This is a genomic window from Azospirillum sp. B506, assembly GCF_000333595.1.
GTDB lineage: Bacteria > Pseudomonadota > Alphaproteobacteria > Azospirillales > Azospirillaceae > Azospirillum.
Genome location: NZ_BADK01001048.1, coordinates 1 through 14,882 on the forward strand (window position 1 = coordinate 1; position 14,882 = coordinate 14,882).

Below are 14,882 nucleotides of genomic sequence, written 5' to 3' on the forward strand. Positions count from 1 at the left end.
GCGAGACGGTCGCCAGGATGAACGAGTATGCGAGGACCGGCGTCGATCCGGAATTCGGGCGCGGCACCACCGCCTATCACCGCGCCAAAGGCGACCCGAACCAGAAGCCGAACCCGAACCTCGGCCCCATCGGCGAAGGCCCTTTTACGCCGTGAAGCTCTACGCCGGCGACATCGGCGCGGCGACGGGCTTTGTCACCGATGTGAACGCGCAGGTGCTCGACGCCGACAACCGTCCGATCCGCGGCCTCTACGCCTGCGGCAACGACATGAACTCGGTGATGGGCGGCGTCTACCCGGCGCCGGGCATCACCATCGGGCCGGGCATCACCTTCGCCTTCGTCGCCGCCCGGCACGCGGCCGGCGCCGCCATCCAGGCCCGCCGGCAGTCGGCCGCCGCATAAAAGGAGAAGCGATATGCGCGCACTGGTGACCGGGGCGAGCGAGGGGATCGGCGGCGCCGTGTGCCGCCGGCTCGTCGCCGACGCCCGCAAACGGGGCGACGAAGCGGCCATCCTGCTGACCGTCCGCAGCCTCCGCCCGGAGGTCGAGGCCCTGGTGGCGGACCTGCGGGACCAGGGCGCCCGCGCGGAGGTGGCGACCGGCGACCTTGCCGACCCCGACACGCCGCAACGCGTCGTGGAGCGGGCATTGGAGGTCTGCGGCGGGCTCGACGCCCTGGTCTCCAACGCCGGCATGATGGGGCCGGCGCCACTGGCCGATCTGACGCTGGAAGGCTGGGACCGGCTGTACGCCGTCAACACGCGGGCGACCTGGCTGCTGGCCAAGGCGGCCCATGCGGCGCTGGCCGACAGCCGGGGGGCGGTGGTGGCGGTTTCCTCCATGTCCGGGATGCAGCCGCATGCCGGCGGCGGGGCCTATTCCTCGTCGAAGGCGGCACTGATCATGCTGGTCCGGCAGATGGCGCAGGAATGGGGGCCGCAGGGCATCCGGGCGAACGTCGTATCGCCCGGCATGACCCGCACGCCCCTGACCGAGCGGATCTACGCGGACGAGGAGGTCGCGGCCAGGCGTGCCCGATTGGTGCCGCTGGGCCGGGTGGCACTGCCGGAGGATATCGCCGCCGCCGTCGCCTTCCTGGCGGGGCCGGACGCGGCCTATGTGACGGGGGAGAATCTCTGCGTCGACGGAGGCTATTCCAGCTCGATCATGAGCCACGTTCCCGGTCTGCCGAAGCGTGCGCCCCAAGGGACGGACAGTGGAAAGGACCATCCATGACCAGCCCGCTCGCCCTCGTCACGGGGGCCAACCGGGGCATCGGCCGGGCCATCGCGGTTGCGATGGCCCGGCGCGGCTTCGACCTGCTGTGCGCCGACCTCGCCGAGACCGGGGACACCACCGAGACCCGCCGTCTGGTCGAGGCGGAGGGACAACGCTTCCGCTTCGTGCAGATGGACATCGCCGATGTCGGGAAGCACCCGGCGACCATCGCCGCGCTGCGCGCGGAGTGCGGCCCCATCGCCTGCCTCGTCAACAACGCCGGAGTGCAGACCCCGCGGCGCGGCGATCTTCTGGAGGTGACGCCGGAGGATTACGACCGCCTGCTCGACATCAACCTGCGCGGCACCTTCTTCCTGACCCAGGCCGTGGCGAAGGCGATGGTCGCCGACGGGCCGGGGAAGGCGCACCGCTCCATCGTCACCATTTCCTCCTCCTCCGCGACCATCGCCTATCCATCGATCGGCCCCTATTGCCTGTCGAAGACCGGGCTGGCGATGATGAACAGGCTGTTCGCGCTGCGCCTGGCCGAGCACGCCATCGCCACCTATGAGGTCAGGCCCGGTTTGATCCGCACCGCCATGACGGCGGCGGCGACCGGCCAGTATGACGCCTACATCCAATCCGGCGGCGTGCCGGAACGGCGCTGGGGCACGCCGGAGGATGTGGGGCAGGCGGTTGCCGCTCTCGCCGCCGGCACCTTCACCTATGTGACGGGAGAGGCCATCGCGGTCGGCGGCGGCTTGCAGATCGCCAAGGTCTGATCGTCGAAGTGCGGTCGTTCCGGAGCATTGATTCCAAGCATTGTTTCCAGGGGGGCGGCGCAGTGGCCGCCCCCCTTGCTACTGCGCGAAGGTCCCGAAAAGCGCGCTGCGTTCCATCATCCAAAGCACGACGCTGATCGACAGGAAAAAGGCGAGCGTCGCCACCAGCAGGGTCGCCGCGCAGATGCCTTCCTGCCCATATCTCTGCCCGAAGATCGGGTAGATGCTGAGCATCGGGACGCAGGCGCTGGCGATCAACGCGACCTGCAGCTTCGGGTCGATTGGAGGAAGCATCAGCAAGGTGGCGAAGACCATCAACGGGTGCAGCAGAAGTTTGCCGATGGTCACCTGGGCGATGTCCCCGGCCATTCCCCTGACCTCAAGCCCGACCAGCGTTCCCCCGACGGCGAACAGGGCGACCGCGCCCGACGCCGTGGCGAGCATGTCCACCGCGCGGGAGACCGGCTCCGGTGGCGCGATCCCGAAGATGGAGAACACCATGCCCGCGATGATCGCCAGGATCAGCGGGTTCTTGAGCAACCCGCCGCAGCTTCTCAGAAAGACCTTGAACGGGTTCGTGCCGCTCCGCCGGCCGCTCTCCGCCAGGGCGATGGCCAGCGGGAGAAGCAGGATGTTCTCCACCAGCATGTTCAGCGCCAGCGCCACCGCGGCAGGTGGCCCGAGCAGTTGCAACAGCATGGGATAGCCGACGAAACCGCTGTTGGAGCAGGACATTCCCATCCCGTAGAGGGCACTTGCCTGCAAGGTCTTCTTTTGCCGGAAATAGGCGATGCTGACGCCGATGGCCATCACCGCCAGGGACCCGGCGGCGTAAGCCACCAGATAGCTGGTGTTCAGGATTTCCGAGAAAGAGCGCTGCGACAGCGACCGGAAGAGGAGCGCCGGCAGGGCGAAGCTGATGACCAGCTTGCCCAACGTCCTCGTGTCCGATTTGGACATGACGCCCGCCCGCACCGCCACATAGCCGACGCTGATCAGAATGAAAATCGGCCCGACGATCATCAGTGTGTTTGGCATTGGGGATCCGCAATCGGCTCTGATCTGGAGAACGACGGGCGGGGAAGCGATGCCCGGAGGACGGCTTGCCCTGCCGAACGCTATTCCGCGGTTCCGGGCCAGCCGGTTTTACAAATGTACCAATTCGTACGTTTTCCATCCAACACACTGGCCCTGCCGGAAGTCAGGGCAGCCATGCGCCCGCCGCGGCATCCCGGCGGCCCCGGCGCCTCGCCCTACCCTTGACCGCCACGATCCCGCGTTGCTGAAAAAAAGTGCCAGACTTTCTCGGTTCCGTCCCTGGCGGATATTCCGTGGGGCGGATTACCCTGCGTCCAGAAATCCCAGAAAAATGAACGGACGCAGGCGGCCGGCCCACCCGGAGACCGCAGCCCGTGACGATGGAGGAGTTCCAGCGCCCATGAAAAAGTCCTATGATGAGACAGCCTGCGATGTGCTTGTGATCGGCTCCGGCGCGGGTGGATTGTCGACCGCGATCACCGCGCGCAAGAACGGCCTGAAGGTCGTGGTCATCGAAAAGGAGTCCTTCTTCGGGGGGACCACGGCCTTTTCCGGCGGCGTCCTGTGGATCCCCGGCAACCACCACGCCAGGCAGCGCGGTGTGCAGGACAGCACGGAAGCCGCCCGCACCTACCTGAAAAACGAAACCGGAAACTTCTTTCGCGACGACGCGGTCACGGCCTTCCTGGACGAAGGGCCGAAGATGCTGGAGTTCTTCGAGCGCGAGACCGAGGTCAAGTTCGTCGCGTCGGAGTATCCCGACTATCACCCGACCGTCGAGGGCGGCGTGGACATCGGGCGTTCGGTGACCGCCGCGCCTTACGACATCCGCCGGCTCGGCCGCGACATCGCCCGCCTTCGCCCGCCGCTGGAGACCATCACCTTCATGGGAATGATGTTCAATTCCAGCAACAACGAGCTGAAGCATTTCTTCAACGTCACCAAGTCGCTGTCCTCCTTCCTCTATGTCGGCAAGCGGCTGGCCCGCCACATGGTGGAGCTGGCGCTCTACCGGCGCGGCGTCCAGGCGACCAGCGGCAACGCGCTGGCGGCGCGGCTGGCGAAGTCGGCCCTGGATCTGGGCATCCCGATCCGCACCGGCACGGCGGCCACCGCCCTGTGGGTCGAGGACGGCCGGATCCGGGGCGCCCATGTCCAGGGACCCGACGGTGCCGTCCGCATCGAGGCCAGGCGCGGCGTGGTGCTGGCCTGCGGCGGCTTCCCGCATGACGCCCGGCGGCTCGCCACGCTGTACCCCCACGTCGCCAAGGGGCACGAGCATCTGTCGCCGACCCCCGCCGGCAACTCGGGCGATGGCATCCGCATGGCGGAGAGCGTCGGGGCTGGGATCGAAGACCGGTTCCCGAGCGCCGCCGCCTGGATCCCGGTGTCCAAGGTGGCGCTGGGCGGCGGGCGCACCGGCCTGTTCCCGCATCTGGTGGACCGCTACAAACCCGGCGTCATCGCCGTCACGCGCAAAGGCAGGCGCTTCGTGAACGAGGCGAACTCCTACCACGATTTCGGCGTGGCGATGATCCGCGCCTGCGAAGACGAGCCGGAGACCGCCGCCTGGCTGATCTGCGACCATGCGACGATCCGTCAATACGGCCTGGGTTTCGTCAAGCCGGCGCCGGTTCCGCTGCGGCCGTTCCTGAAGTCCGGCTATCTGCAGACGGGCGACAGCCTCGTGGAGCTTGCCCGCGCCGCCGGCATCGACCCGGCCGGGCTTGAAGCCACCGTCCGCATCTTCAACCAGGGGGCGGAGACGGGCCAGGACCCGGAATTCGGCCGGGGCACGACCTCCTTCAACCGGTATCTGGGCGATCCCAACCACAAGCCGAACCCGAACGTCGCTCCGATCCGCAAGGGTCCCTTCTACGCCGTGAAGGTGGTCATGGGCGATCTCGGCACCTTCGACGGGCTGAAGACAGACACGGTCGGCCGGGTGCTCGACCGGAGCGGGGAGCCCATCCCGGGCCTTTACGCGGTCGGCAACGATCAGGCCAGCATCATGGGCGGCGACTATCCGGGGGCCGGCATCACGCTCGGCCCGATCATGACCTTCGGCTACATCACCGGGCGGCATCTCGCGGGGGCGCCGGCGTGATTGTTCGACCGCAATCGACACCCAGATGGCCAGGAGCCACGTCGGCCCAGCCCGGCCTCATGGATTGGCCAATTCATCCCCTGCAGCGGGTCCGCGGGATCCGGCGGTCGGCATCGGGCTTGTGCGGCCGACTGGCGGAATTCGGCACCATCTCACCCGCCTCCGCCCGTTCTTCGCTATGGAAAACGGGAGGCTGCGGAAGGCCGAGCATCGACGCCATGCTGCGGCGGTGACGGACGATGCCGTCCAGCGTATAGTCGTCAAGGACCGCCAGGAACGCCTGCAACGCCTCGTGCAGGGCGCTGCGCAGGGTGCAGGCGGGACTCAACCGGCAGAGGGGCGCGTCCTGCAGCGCGCCCATGCAGTCGACAATGGCCATGTCCTGCTCGGTGTAGCGGACGACCTCACCGATCCGGATCTGCTCGGCCGGGCGGCCGAGGCGCAGCCCGCCGTTCCGTCCCCTGACCGTTTCGATGTAGCCGCCGCGTCCCAGGTCGTGCGCCACCTTCATCAGGTGGTTCTTTGAAATGCCGTACACCTGCGCGATCTCGCTGATGGTCGGCAATCCCTCCTGCCGCACGGCGAGGTACATGAGCAGGCGCAGCGCGTAATCCGTATAGCTCGACAAACGCATCGCCGACCAAACCTGCATGGATTCTACATCATTGTACCCATGCCGCTTAAAATTCGCAATCGACCGATCCGGCCGTTGCTTTCCGCGCCGGCATTACAAAAGCGGCATTTCCGGTTGCGGGCCGACCGTTCATAGAGGTCGACCGGGTCGGCGAACCCTATCAGGCTGTAGGTTCCGACAAATGCGGTGCGATCAGGCGGCAGGCCAGGAATGGGTGATCGCCGGTCGGCTGGATCGGTGTCTCATGACATCCCTCGGGATTGTCGGGCGAGCGCTGCCGTTCAATGGGCGCCGCTCCCGCCCGAATGGTCGGGCTTCTCCAGCAGCAGGGTCGCGAACAGGGCGACCAGCAGGGCGGTCCCCAGCAGGAAGAAGGCATCGCTGAACGCCATGACGAAGGCCTGTTTGCGCACCACCGCGCCGATGGCGACATAGGCGCGGCGCCCGGTGTCGAGCGGGTCGGTGACACCGCGCGACAGGTAGACGGGCAGCACGAAGACGGACCCGTAGAGCGCTGCACCAAGCATGACGTTCGCCAGGATGCCGAAGCCGAAGTTGCGACGCACCAGCAACCGCAGATTCAGCAGCGGCCGGGCGCTGCGCAGCTCGATCCACAGGAACAGCCCCAGCGAGACCGCCGCCACGATGCCCAGCCGCGGAATGAAGGGCGAACCGAACCAGTCCTCCTTGTTGCCCTCCTCCAGCACGGTCTGCAACGTGCCGAGCCCCACCGCCATGGCGACGATCCCCGGCCAGTCGTCTGACTTCAGCAGGCCGACCATCACGGAGCCGGGGATCAGATTGACGTAGAAGATGTACTGCCAGCCCCAGTTTTCCGTCAGATTGCCGCCGATGGTCGCCCCGATCGCCGGGGCGAAGGCCGCCGACAGGGCGAACAGGGCGAACAGGGCGAGGCCGGTGGACTGTTGCGCCTTGGGCAGAAGCGTGATGATGGTGTTTCCTTCTGCGCGAAAGCGAGGGCGACCTCGCTCGCCTGCACATCGGCACACACCTCGCCCGCTTCATCGAGCCGGTGATCGGTGACTTCGTCGCGCGCTACCCGGCGATTTCGGTGGAATTGCCCATCGGCGAGACTTCGGTGGACATCGTGGACGAAGGATTCGACCTGGCGGCATGTGCCGTGCGCGGCGCCGGCCTATCTGGAACGGCACGGCATTCCCCAAAACCTGGAGGATCTGGCGAACCATAATTGCCTGCGCTGCAGCCACGACCCATTCGGCAATGAGTGGCGTTTCACCGGCCCGGACCGGGACTGAACGGTCCCACCGGCGGCTTCGTCACTCGGTCGCCAAACGCAGACAAAAACCATCTCCGTTTTCCGCTTGCACGCAGAAACACGGACTGTTAGTGTCCGCGTTACTGGATGGGCCGCCGGATCGCGGTGATCCGCAAGGTTCGAACGCCCGCCGCCGCCATTCCCGGCTTTTCAATCGGGCACCGGATGCCCGTCGGACAGGAGAGGGACTCATGAAAATCGTCGTCATCGGTGGAACGGGGCTGATCGGTTCCAAGCTTGTCGCCATCCTGAGCGCCAGCGGTCATGAGGTCGTGGCCGCCTCGCCCAGCAAGGGCGTGAACAGCATCACCGGCGAGGGATTGGCCGAGGCGCTGGCCGGCGCCGCAGCCGTCGTCGACGTGTCCAATGCCCCGTCCTTCGACGAAAAGGTCGTGAGCGACTTCTTCCGGACCTCCGGCGGCAATCTGGCCGCGGCCGAGGCGAAGGCCGGTGTCCGCCACCATGTCGCCCTGTCGATCGTCGGCACCGACAGCGTCGCCGACCTCGGCTATTTCCGTGCCAAGGTGGAGCAGGAGCGGCTGATCGCGCGGTCCGGCATTCCCTACACCATCGTCCGCGCCACCCAATTCCTGGAATTCCTCGCCGGCATCGCCGACGGCCATGCCGATGGCGATACGGTGCGGCTGGCGCCGGTGCAGTTCCAGCCGATTGCCGCGGACGATGTGGCCGCCATCCTGGCCGAGACTGTGCTGGCGCAGCCGCTCAACGGACGCATCGACATCGCCGGTCCGGATTGCGGCCCCTTCGCCGACATCATCGGCCGGTATCTCAAGTCAGTGGGCGACCGCCGCAACGCCGTCGGAGATCCGGCAGCCCGCTATTTCGGCGGCAGCGTCACCGAGTTTTCCCTGGTCCCCACCGGTCCGGCCCGCCTCGGCCGGATCGGCCTGACCGGCTGGCTCGAACGGTCCAAGGCCGACGCCTGAACGACTTTCCGCCACGGGGCGTTGTCACCCGGCGCCCAATCATAACCGTCGACTGCCGAAGGAGCAGCCCCATGAAGCGCTTTATCGCCCCCCTGTTGGTCGCGGCCCTGCCATTCGCCTCGGCCCTTGCCGATACCCCCCAGTCGAAAAATGCCAAGGTGACCTTGGTTTACGAACACGCACTGCCCGACGTGCCCGGCAAGAGCGTCAAGGGTGTGCTGGTCGAGTATGGTCCGGGCGGATATTCGCCTGCCCATACCCATGCGAAGTCGGCGCTCATCTACGCCACCGTGCTGGAGGGGGCGATCCGCAGCAGGGTCAATGACGGCCCGACCAAAACCTATCAGGTGGGCGAGAACTTCACCGAACTGCCGGGGGACCATCACGGGGTCAGCGCCAACGCCAGCGACACCAAGCCGGCGAAGCTCCTTGCAGTCTTCGTGGTCGACACCGCCGATACGGAGCTGACCACGCCGGACAAGAGATGACGGGGAAGTTGCGGAACAGGGATGGCTTGCGCTTGGAAACGCGGATTATTAATGTCCCTGTTCTTCTGTTTTCCATCGGAACCGGCCATGGCACATCTCACCGTCAGCGTCGAGTATGGCATTCACTGCCTTCTCTGGCTGGTCTCATCGGGCAACCAGCCATTGAGCAGCCGTGATCTGGCCGAACTGCAGGGCATCTCGCCCTCTTTTCTGGCCAAGATCTTCCCGAAGCTCGAAAAGGCCGGGCTTGTGATGGCCAGCGAAGGCGTGCGCGGTGGTTATCGGCTCGCCAAAGCACCGGAAGACATCACCTTTCTGGACGTCGTCGATGCGATCGAAGGCAACAAGCCGCTTTTCGATTGCCAGGAAGTCCGCGGTCGCTGTGCGGTATTCGGCCAGCGTCCGCCCTCCTGGGCGACATCCGGTGTCTGTGCGGTGCATGCGGTGATGCTGCGTGCAGAAAAGGCGATGCGGGCAGAGTTGGCCCAGGAAACACTGGCCAGTGTCGCCAATAGATTCGGCCGGAAGGCCCCGGCGGAATTCTCCGACGAAATCGCCCACTGGATCCGGGACCGGCTCAGCGCCCGGACCACAACACGCCCATCGCAATCCAGTTGAGACGCCCCTCGATCCGGAAGCGAAGGGCAGCGCATCAGGCATTGAGCCTGAAGCCGGCACAGCGAACGGTTCGATCCTTATAAACATATATTCTCAATGAATTTTTACCCATCCTCGCCCCTCTCCTAGCGGCACACTCCGCCCAGCATCTGTTTCCATGCCCGATATGAACCCGATAGGAAGGGGCACCCGGAGATCTTTACGAACAGAGGTGCGACACTTTGTCCGCTCTTAAAGATGTATTTCATAGACATATTATAGCCGTGACATCGCGCGATTGGCGCCACCGGCGACATGCCCGACCCACCCGATACCCACTCACGCTGAAGACGCCGTCGGCCACGTCGACCGGGCACGCCAGCGCACCAGAGCCAAGGAGCTCACATCATGAAGACTCTCATCCTCACCACACATCACACGCCGAGCGACATCAGTGACCGCATCGCGCTGGGCTTCACCAAGGCGCTGCGCCTGCTGGCCGACACCTTCTTCGCCAAGCGCTACGGGCATCGCGCCATCGTGCTGGAAACAGTGGCGGCGGTTCCGGGCATGGTCGGCGCCACACTGCAGCATCTGCGCTGCCTGCGCCGCATGCAGCAAGACCAGGGTTGGATTCGCACCCTGCTTGACGAGGCCGAGAACGAACGCATGCACCTGATGACCTTTATCGAGGTGGCAAGGCCGAACTGGCTGGAACGGGTCCTGATCCTGCTGACCCAGGGTGCTTTCTACAACGCGTTCTTCCTGCTGTACCTGATCTCGCCGAAGACGGCCCACCGCGTGGTCGGCTATTTCGAGGAGGAAGCCGTCATCAGCTACACCGGCTATCTCGCCGAAATCGACGCCGGCCGGCATGCCAACCCGCCGGCCCCGCGCCTGGCCATCGATTACTGGCAGCTTCCGGAAACCGCGACCCTGCGTGACGTTGTGCTCGCTGTCCGCAACGACGAAGCAAACCACCGCGACGTGAACCATGACTTCGCCGATAGGTTGGCGGGCCAGCCTTCCGGTGCGCACCACCGTGAGGAGCCGCGCAAAGCCGCGTGACAGGGCCCTTGGCCCCTCCCCTGCCCCCGGGGGGAGGGGCCGAAATCCAGGAGAGGAAAAAAGATGACACGCCGTCTGGACAACCGCGTCGCCGTCTATTTACGTTTGGATGATATGCCACAATGAATTTATATATTATTTAGTGCGCATTTTTATTAGTCTCAGTGTCTATCGGCTCCGGCAGCCATTTTCAAACACGGTTGCTGCGAACCATTCTACGGCTCCAGCGAGTGCGTTATATGGGTGCTCTCGTAAGGTTTTATAGTTCCATCAAGGTGAGCTCGCGGACGAGATTACGCTCGAACTCCGCCAGTGCGCCGAAAACAGGGAAAACGAGCCGGCCGCCGCTCGATGCGGTGTCGATGGCCTCCTGAAGGCTGCGCATGCCGACGCCCTTGCCTTCAAGAAGCTCGACCAGCCGGATCAGGTCTTCCAGCGACCGACCGAGGCGATCAAGCTGCCATACGACGATGGTGTCACCGACTCGGGCCATGTCCAGGGCGCCATTGAGACCGGGGCGCTCGGCATCGACTCCGCACTTGCGGTCCTCGTAGACCCCCTCGCAGCCGGCGGCGCGAAGCGCGTCAAGCTGAAGGCGAGGTTCCGATCATCGGTGGAAATGCGCGCGTAGCCAATCAGCACGTGAAGCACCTCACCCTGCCCACAAACCCGTCCGGGCGCGACCAAATTCGACATTGATATGTCGAACCACTTTCTCTACCATGAAACCCGCAGTTTTGCTAAGGGTGGTGCGCCGCGAAGGCATGCCCAAGAAACGTCCATTTCTTCGATAGCTGCAATCAGTTAAAACCGATAAGCAATCGCGGTAAGAATGATGGCGGTGTTGGTTGGACCTGGTATTTTTCGTTTTTTTCTTGCGGCAATTGTATTTGCGCACCACATGAGTCGTTTATCCCTCGGAACTTCCGCCGTTTATGTATTTTTTTCCCTTAGCGGATTCTGGATATTTCGAATGTGGGAAAATAAATACTCTAATACTGAATCTCCGTATTTTACATATATTGTCTCAAGATCATGGAGAATTATTCCAAACTTTGCAATCATCACATGGTCTGTCGTTGCATTTGAGCTATTTTACCTCGGTGAAAAGCTAGACGCCATTTTTTCGAGTCCCATGAAAGAATTTCACTTTATTTTCTCTCAGACGTTCGCGCTCTTTTATTGCAATCTTCCGTTCCTGCCCGTTGTTCCTGCATGGTCTCTTGATATGGAGATGCAATTCTATGTCGTAGCGCCGTTGATGATTATTGCGTTCAAGAGAATAAGCCATATTTATATATTGGTGCCCCTGGCGGTAGTTGCAGCGCTGACGGCCATGGGCGTTGATTCCTACGTGCTTCCTAAATTTTTGGTCTTCTTCGCCGTTGGGATGTCCGCGGCCGCGCGGAATTGGCGGCCGAATAACGGGATCGCACTAATATCTGGTGTAGCAGCGATGACCTTTGTCTTGGGAATCATTTTTTCGCCTTGGCACGGCATTTTGCTTGGAGGAGCGCATCCAGAGCCTGTTTACGTGTGGAACGGACTGGCTAACGTAATCGTTGCTCTTCTTATCATACCTTACGCAATTTTTACGACCACGATGCGGGGCGGTCGCTTTGATGGTGCATTGGCAGATTTATCATTTATCGTTTATTTAATTCATTGGGGCGGTACCGAATGGTTCAGCCATATCGAAGGCGGATTTCGGGAACGCCTCGTCCCTGCGATGGGAGTATGGGTGTCGGTCATCGTCCTGTCGATTATCGTCTGGAAAGTGTGGGACACCGGTATCAATCGTGCGAGATCCGCCTGGGTTTCCAGCCGCTTGGTTAGCCGAGACTCAATCGGGCGCCGTCAAGTTGACGAAGGCTCTGCTGTCAAAGAGCAAGCATAGTATTGGCGACAAAGTGAAGCGCAATCCGCTAATGAGATGGTCCCCGTTTCCCCGTCATCGGGTCCGTCCTTCTTCCTGGGCGAACCAAGCTTATCCGACTGTCCGGGAAACGGGGACCATCTCATTATGGTTCCATCAAGAACTGACATCTGGAAGGAACCATAAAGTGCAATTGCGGCCCTTTGATTTCATTGGGAAATCGACGAAATCTGGAACCATAAAACGCAACGTTGGAACCATAAAATGGTCCATAGTGCACTGACTCATTCAGAAGGTGCAGGCAAACGGCTGAGTTTATCGAGGATGGTGTCGGCGGGCTTGGTCCAGACGAAGGGCCTGGATGCCCTGTTGTGCTTGCGGATGTAGCGGGCGATGGCGTCCTGGAGGTCGGCCACGGACTTGAACACGCCGCGCCGGATGCTCCGTCGGGTGATGATGGAGAAGAAGCCCTCGACGGCGTTGATCCAGGAGGCTGAGGTGGGCGTGAAATGGAAGACCCAGCGCGGGTGATCGGCCAACCATTCCAGCACCTTGGGATGCTTGTGGGTGGCGTAATTGTCGACGATCGCGTGGATCACCTTGCCGACCGGCACCAAGCGCTCAACGGCGTTCAGGAACTTGATGAATTCCTTGTGGGTGTGCTTGGGCAGGCAGCGGCCGACCACGGTGCCGTCCAGGGTGTTCAGCGCGGCGAACAGCGTGGTGGTGCCGTTGCGCTTGTAATCGTGCGTCATCGTCCCGCACCTGCCGGGCTTCAGCGGCAAACCCGGCTGGGTGCGGTCGAGCGCCTGGATCTGGCTCTTCTCGTCGATGGACAGAACCACTGCGTGGCAGGGCGGGTCCATGTAGAGGCCGACGATGTCCTCGACCTTAGGAACTACGCCAAATTAAGTGCGCTGTTTTGCGATTTTGGGGCGATGGTGTAGTTCCACTCTGGATGGAAGTCGTTGCGGGTGATGGCGAGGGCATCGATTTGCGCGTCGGAGACCTTGATGCCCTTGGCATAATCGGTGGTGTCGAGTTCGCAGGCGACCGTCAGGCCGGTCTTGGTGGTTGTTGCGGCGATCAGTTCGACGATGGCGAGGCGGCTGGTCAGCGGCCTGGCACGCCAGTTCTGCGAGATGTGGCAAAAGAGACGGTGCTCGATTTTGTTCCATTTCGAGGTGCCCGGCGGGTAGTGGCAGACGCTGATGGTGAGGCCGGTTTCGTCGGCGAGCTTCTGCAACTCCACTTTCCACAGCCGAACCCGGCTGCCGTTGGAGCCACCGCCGTCCGCCGTGATCATCAGCGTGTCGGCTTGCGCATAGCGGGCCTGTCCCATTGTCTCCCACCAGCGACGGATGGCCTGGACGGCGAACTGGGCGGTGTCGCGGGTCACGCCGACGCTCACCCACCCGGCGTTCTCGGCCACGTCGTAGACGCCGTATGGAATGGCCTTGCCGAGGTCCTTGTCCTCGAAGTCGTGCACGTTCACCCGCCGCGGCTCCCCTTCGGGGCGCCAATCGGTTCCGGCATTCTTGTAGGGGCCGATCAACTCCTTCTTCTTGGTGTCCACCGAGATGACGGGAGCGCCTGCTGCCTGGAAAGCCTGCACCTGGGCATTGATGTGCTCGAACTGTGCGTCGCGGTCGGGATGCCCGCGTCCCTCATTGGCCTTACGGTTACCCTGGCGGGAAAAGCCGAGCCGGCGCAGCAGGCGGCGCACCGAGTTGGCCGACACCCGATGGCCCTTGTCCCGCAACGCCGCCGCCAGCTTCTCGAGGCTCTTCGACACCCACAGCAACGGACGCTCCGGGCAACCCAGCGTCATCGGGGAAACCAAGTCCAGCAGGGTGCGCTCCAGCAGAGGATCCCGGTCGGTCAACCGCTTGCGTCCACCGCCCGGCTGGCGCAACCGCGCCCCCGACGGCGGCACGCCGGTGGCGATCTCCTTCAAACCGCGCCCAATCGTGCTCGGCGCGATCCCGGTGGCCCGCGCCACCGCAGCGATCCCGCCATGCCCAAGGGCCTGCGCTTGCGTGGCGGCGAACAGACGGCGGCCTCGCTCGTCCAGGCTCGGACGCAGCAGGGCGTATTGGCGGCGGAGCGCGGCTTCATCAATCATCAAACCGAAGCTACAGGCTCCGACTCCAGACGAGAATCCCCTACCGCACGACCAGACCATTCGATTCGTCTATTTTGGCCCAATGCCTTATGGCCGCCTTTGGCTATCGTCCACAAAATGTTCCGCAATCAGGATAAGAAAATTGTGGTTTCAGCTGTGAGCCCCTGCCCGTGACGTTGGTGCACAAATCGGCAGACTGGCAATCGAAGAGGGCTGCGGGTAAAGGATTGGCCCCTTCTGGAGCCGAGAGCTGGATGCCGTACAAGGCGAACGAAAGCCGTCGTCACAAGATCCCGAAGGCCCGCTATCGGGTTGAGAACTGGGCAGCTTACGATGCGGCGCTGCGCCGACGCGGAGACCTGACCATCTGGGTGACGCCGGAGGCGATCGCCGCGTGGACGCCACCCGCCACGGGGCGGCGTGGCCGGCCTTCCCGCTACGCGGACATCGCGGTCGAAGCCGGGCTGATGCTGCGCTTGGCGTTCGGCCGGCCGTGGCGGCAGACCGAGGGCTTACTGGGCTCGCTCATGCGCCTGCTCGGCTTGGAACTGTCGGTCCCGGACCACACGGCGTTTTCCCGGCGCAGCGCCAAGCTGGAGGTGGCGTCGGCCCTGGCGGCGACGGACGGGCCGGCCACCGTGGTCATCGACTCCACCGGGCTGAAGGTGTTCGGGCAGGGCGAGTGGCACTTGGAGAGGCACCG

The 14,882-nt window shown here is 63.6% G+C and carries 15 protein-coding genes and 2 pseudogenes; 11 read left to right on the forward strand and 6 right to left on the reverse strand.

The window, feature by feature from the left end; all coding sequences use genetic code 11:
- Positions 1–151 precede the first annotated feature (151 nt).
- The 3 genes from I71_RS32225 to I71_RS32235 are packed head-to-tail and all read left to right on the forward strand — an operon-like array spanning position 152 to position 2,002.
- Positions 152–403: an FAD-binding protein gene (locus tag I71_RS32225; protein ID WP_042703937.1), complete on the forward strand. Its 252-nt coding sequence runs from the start codon at positions 152–154 to the stop codon at positions 401–403.
- 13 nt (positions 404–416) lie between these two features.
- Entirely contained in the window at positions 417–1,238 is an 822-nt protein-coding gene (locus tag I71_RS32230; RefSeq protein ID WP_042703939.1) for an SDR family NAD(P)-dependent oxidoreductase, read from the forward strand.
- Positions 1,235–2,002 carry a 3-ketoacyl-ACP reductase gene (locus tag I71_RS32235; RefSeq protein WP_042703941.1) on the forward strand — a complete coding sequence of 256 codons (768 nt, stop codon included), beginning with the start codon at positions 1,235–1,237 and terminating at the stop codon, positions 2,000–2,002. The genes I71_RS32230 and I71_RS32235 overlap by 4 nt, the downstream gene beginning before the upstream one ends.
- Before the next feature lie 78 nt (positions 2,003–2,080).
- Here I71_RS32235 and I71_RS32240 read toward each other — a convergent pair whose 3' ends face one another.
- A complete protein-coding gene (locus tag I71_RS32240; protein ID WP_042703942.1) occupies positions 2,081–3,040 on the reverse strand; it encodes an AEC family transporter in 960 nt (319 codons plus the stop codon).
- Positions 3,041–3,440: 400 nt separating this feature from the next.
- Between I71_RS32240 and I71_RS32245 the strand changes: the two genes are divergently transcribed.
- The gene (locus I71_RS32245; protein ID WP_042703944.1) at positions 3,441–5,147 is read left to right on the forward strand and encodes an FAD-dependent oxidoreductase; all 1,707 of its coding nucleotides are present in this window, start codon (positions 3,441–3,443) and stop codon (positions 5,145–5,147) included.
- A gap of 73 nt (positions 5,148–5,220) precedes the next feature.
- On the opposite strand, the gene I71_RS32250 is transcribed toward I71_RS32245, so the two are convergent.
- The gene (locus I71_RS32250; protein ID WP_083897501.1) at positions 5,221–5,781 is read right to left on the reverse strand and encodes an Rrf2 family transcriptional regulator; all 561 of its coding nucleotides are present in this window, start codon (positions 5,779–5,781) and stop codon (positions 5,221–5,223) included.
- A gap of 281 nt (positions 5,782–6,062) precedes the next feature.
- Positions 6,063–6,791, reverse strand: a complete 729-nt coding sequence (locus I71_RS32255) for a hypothetical protein (RefSeq protein WP_049976448.1) — start codon at positions 6,789–6,791, stop codon at positions 6,063–6,065.
- Between the two features lie 478 nt (positions 6,792–7,269).
- On the opposite strand from I71_RS32255, the gene I71_RS32260 reads away from it, so the two are divergent.
- The 4 genes from I71_RS32260 (at position 7,270) to I71_RS32275 (ending at position 10,178) form a co-directional block, all read left to right on the forward strand.
- The gene (locus I71_RS32260; protein WP_042703946.1) at positions 7,270–8,025 is read left to right on the forward strand and encodes an SDR family oxidoreductase; all 756 of its coding nucleotides are present in this window, start codon (positions 7,270–7,272) and stop codon (positions 8,023–8,025) included.
- 71 nt (positions 8,026–8,096) lie between these two features.
- Positions 8,097–8,513: a cupin domain-containing protein gene (locus I71_RS32265; RefSeq protein WP_042703948.1), complete on the forward strand. Its 417-nt coding sequence runs from the start codon at positions 8,097–8,099 to the stop codon at positions 8,511–8,513.
- Positions 8,514–8,600: 87 nt separating this feature from the next.
- Complete coding sequence (locus I71_RS32270) at positions 8,601–9,131, forward strand: Rrf2 family transcriptional regulator (RefSeq protein WP_042703960.1); 531 nt, start codon at positions 8,601–8,603, stop codon at positions 9,129–9,131.
- Positions 9,132–9,518: 387 nt separating this feature from the next.
- On the forward strand, positions 9,519–10,178 hold the full coding sequence (locus tag I71_RS32275; protein ID WP_042703950.1) for an alternative oxidase: 660 nt from the start codon (positions 9,519–9,521) through the stop codon (positions 10,176–10,178).
- A gap of 259 nt (positions 10,179–10,437) precedes the next feature.
- Here I71_RS32275 and I71_RS40365 read toward each other — a convergent pair.
- A pseudogene (locus I71_RS40365) lies at positions 10,438–10,716 on the reverse strand (recombinase family protein); the annotation flags it as partial.
- Positions 10,717–11,010: 294 nt separating this feature from the next.
- Here I71_RS40365 and I71_RS36680 point away from each other — a divergent pair.
- On the forward strand, positions 11,011–12,075 hold the full coding sequence (locus I71_RS36680) for an acyltransferase (RefSeq protein WP_083897500.1): 1,065 nt from the start codon (positions 11,011–11,013) through the stop codon (positions 12,073–12,075).
- A 263-nt stretch (positions 12,076–12,338) separates the two neighbouring features.
- On the opposite strand, the pseudogene I71_RS32285 reads toward I71_RS36680, so the two are convergent.
- A pseudogene (locus I71_RS32285) lies at positions 12,339–12,947 on the reverse strand (IS630 family transposase); the annotation flags it as partial.
- Between the two features lie 5 nt (positions 12,948–12,952).
- Positions 12,953–14,179, reverse strand: coding sequence for an ISAzo13 family transposase (locus I71_RS32290; protein WP_042703952.1), 1,227 nt, complete (start codon positions 14,177–14,179; stop codon positions 12,953–12,955).
- Between I71_RS32290 and I71_RS39045 the strand changes: the two genes are divergently transcribed.
- Both I71_RS39045 and I71_RS32295 read left to right on the forward strand, forming a co-directional pair.
- The gene (locus I71_RS39045) at positions 14,072–14,353 is read left to right on the forward strand and encodes a hypothetical protein (protein WP_199902316.1); all 282 of its coding nucleotides are present in this window, start codon (positions 14,072–14,074) and stop codon (positions 14,351–14,353) included. The two genes, I71_RS32290 and I71_RS39045, sit on opposite strands and share 108 nt — an antisense overlap.
- A gap of 80 nt (positions 14,354–14,433) precedes the next feature.
- On the forward strand, positions 14,434–14,882 hold a 449-nt coding region (locus I71_RS32295; RefSeq protein WP_042703954.1), incomplete at its 3' end, for an IS5/IS1182 family transposase.